This is a genomic window from Isoptericola sp. NPDC060257 (assembly GCF_042726645.1).
Taxonomy (GTDB): domain Bacteria; phylum Actinomycetota; class Actinomycetes; order Actinomycetales; family Cellulomonadaceae; genus Isoptericola; species Isoptericola nanjingensis.
Window position 1 is genome coordinate 1 of sequence record NZ_JBHXAW010000418.1, and the last position, 2,453, is coordinate 2,453.

Genomic DNA, 2,453 nt, shown 5'->3' on the forward strand with positions numbered 1-2,453 from the left:
GCCGTCGAGGCCGCCGTCGCGCGCGTGACGGACGAGCTCGGCGCGCCGACGATCCTGGTGAACAACGCCGGGATCCTGCGCGACAACCTGCTGTTCAAGATGTCCGAGGACGACTGGGACGCCGTGCTGCGCGTGCACCTGCGCGGCGCGTTCGTCGCGACGCGGGCCGTGCAGGCGCACATGGTCGCCGCCGGCTGGGGCCGCGTCGTCAACCTGTCCAGCACGTCCGCTCTCGGCAACCGGGGCCAGGCGAACTACTCCGCCGCGAAGGCCGGCATGCAGGGGTTCACCAAGACGCTCGCGATCGAGCTGGGCAAGTTCGGCGTCACCGCCAACGCCGTGGCGCCGGGCGTCATCGCGACGGACATGATCGCCGAGACCGCGGAGCGCATCGGCATGACGCCCGAGGAGTTCCACGCCGCGGCGGCCAAGGACGTCCCCGTAGGCCGCGTGGGCCGGCCGGAGGACATCGCCGCCGCGGTGGCGTTCTTCTGCTCCGAGGAGGCGTCGTTCGTCTCGGGCCAGGTGCTCTACGTCGCCGGCGGGCCGAAGGCGTGACCGCGGGCATCCAGGTCTCCTCCCCCGCCGCGCTGGCCGACGCCGTGGGGCAGAAGGCCACGGGCGAGTGGTTCACGATCGCGCAGGAGCGCATCGACGCGTTCGCCGACGCCACCGAGGACCTCCAGTGGATCCACGTCGACCCATGGCGCGCCGCCGACGGCCCGTTCGGCACGACGATCGCGCACGGGTTCCTCACCCTGTCCCTGCTGCCCCGGCTGGCGTCGTCGCTGGTCGAGGTGGGCGGCGTCGCGATGGCGATGAACTATGGCCTGGACAAGGTGCGGTTCCTGCACCCCGTCCCCGCCGGCTCGCGCGTCCGCGCGACGACGGAGCTCACCGGCGCCGAGACCGTCGCCCAGGGTGTGCGGCTGGCCTCGACCGTGACCGTCGAGATCGAGGGGATCGACAAGCCGGCGCTCGTCGCGCAGACGCTGGCGCTGTACGTCCCCGAGCGATAGGCGGTCCCCCCGGACGGCGCGCCGTCCGGGGGCACCGGGTCGGGCAGGATGACGCCATGACGACGAACCCGCAGGTCGCCCCCGGTCCCCGCACGCGCGAGCAGCGCCGCGCCGACACGCTGGCGATGCTGACCTCCCCCGTGCGAGACGTCTGGGTCGCCACGGCGTCGACGGCGGCCGACGGCCAGCCCGCGCCGTACCTGGTCCCGCTGTCGCTGGCCTGGATCGACGACCGTGTCGTCCTCGCGCGCGAGGCGACGTCGCGCACGGGCCGCAACCTGCTGGCCACGGGCACCGCGCGGCTCTCGCTCGGGGCGACGCGCGACGTCGTCATGATCGACGCCGACCTCGAGCGCTCGGTCCGCGTCGCCGAGGCGCCGCCGGAGATCGCGGAGGGCTATGCCTCGCAGGCGGACTGGGACCCGCGCCCGGGCGGCGAGCACGACGTCTATCTCGTGCTGCGGCCGCGGCGCGTCCTGGCGTGGCGCGAGGTCGACGAGCTCGCCGGCCGCACCCTCATGCGCGACGGCGAGTGGCTCTGAGCGTCGCCGCCCGGCACGGGCTCCCTCGACGTAGCGATCCGTCGTCGTCACCGCCCGGAAGCGGCAGCGATCGCTACGTCGAGGGCGCCCCGCGCTACGCGACGCGCTCCAGCACCATCGCCATGCCCTGCCCGCCGCCGACGCACATGGTCTCCAGGCCGTAGCGACCACCGGACACCTCGAGGCCGTTGATCAGCGTGGACGTGATGCGCGCGCCGGTCATGCCGAACGGGTGGCCGACGGCGATGGCGCCGCCGTGGACGTTGAGCCGCTCGTCCTCGACGCCCAGCTCCAGGGCCGACGCGATGACCTGCGCGGCGAAGGCCTCGTTGATCTCGACGAGGTCCATGTCGTCGATCCCGAGCCCCGCGCGGGCGAGCGCCTGGCGGCTCGCCCCCACCGGGCCCAGGCCCATGATCTCGGGCGACAGGCCGGTGACACCGGTCGACACGATGCGCGCCAGCGGCGTCAGGCCGAGCTCGTCGACGACGCGGTCGGAGACCACGACGACGGCGGCGGCCCCGTCGTTGAGCGGGCACGCGTTACCCGCGGTGACCGTGCCGTCGGGGCGGAACACCGGGTCGAGCGCGGCGAGCCTCTCGACCGTCGTGCCGGCGCGCGGGCCGTCGTCCGCGGACACCACCGTGCCGTCGTCGAGCGTGACGGGCGTGATGTCCCGCGCCCAGAAGCCGTCCGCGATCGCCGCCTCGGCGCGCTGCTGGCTGCGCGCGGCGAACTCGTCCTGGTCGCGGCGCGAGATGCCGCGCAGGTCCGCGACGTTCTCCGCCGTCTGCCCCATGGCGACGTACGCGTCCGGCAGGGCCCCGAGGGCGCGCGGGTCGGTCCAGGTCCCGGCGCCGCCGACGGCGCGCTTCGCCGTGCGCTCCAGCGC

The 2,453-nt window shown here is 74.6% G+C and carries 4 protein-coding genes; 3 read left to right on the forward strand and 1 reads right to left on the reverse strand.

Annotated features, from left to right (window positions below; genetic code table 11):
* From ACFWEK_RS20760 to ACFWEK_RS20770, 3 genes are all read left to right on the forward strand, one after another.
* On the forward strand, positions 1-558 hold a 558-nt coding region (locus tag ACFWEK_RS20760; protein WP_430555268.1), incomplete at its 5' end, for an SDR family oxidoreductase.
* The gene (locus ACFWEK_RS20765; RefSeq protein WP_430546215.1) at positions 555-1,019 is read left to right on the forward strand and encodes a MaoC family dehydratase; all 465 of its coding nucleotides are present in this window, start codon (positions 555-557) and stop codon (positions 1,017-1,019) included. The genes ACFWEK_RS20760 and ACFWEK_RS20765, both read left to right, overlap by 4 nt.
* 56 nt (positions 1,020-1,075) lie before the next feature.
* Positions 1,076-1,561 (forward strand): pyridoxamine 5'-phosphate oxidase family protein, encoded by a 486-nt coding sequence (locus ACFWEK_RS20770; protein ID WP_430555269.1) that lies wholly within the window; start codon positions 1,076-1,078, stop codon positions 1,559-1,561.
* Between the two features lie 94 nt (positions 1,562-1,655).
* On the opposite strand, the gene ACFWEK_RS20775 is transcribed toward ACFWEK_RS20770, so the two are convergent.
* Positions 1,656-2,453, reverse strand: a 798-nt coding sequence (locus ACFWEK_RS20775) for an acetyl-CoA C-acyltransferase (RefSeq protein WP_430555270.1), incomplete at its 5' end; no start/stop codon positions are given.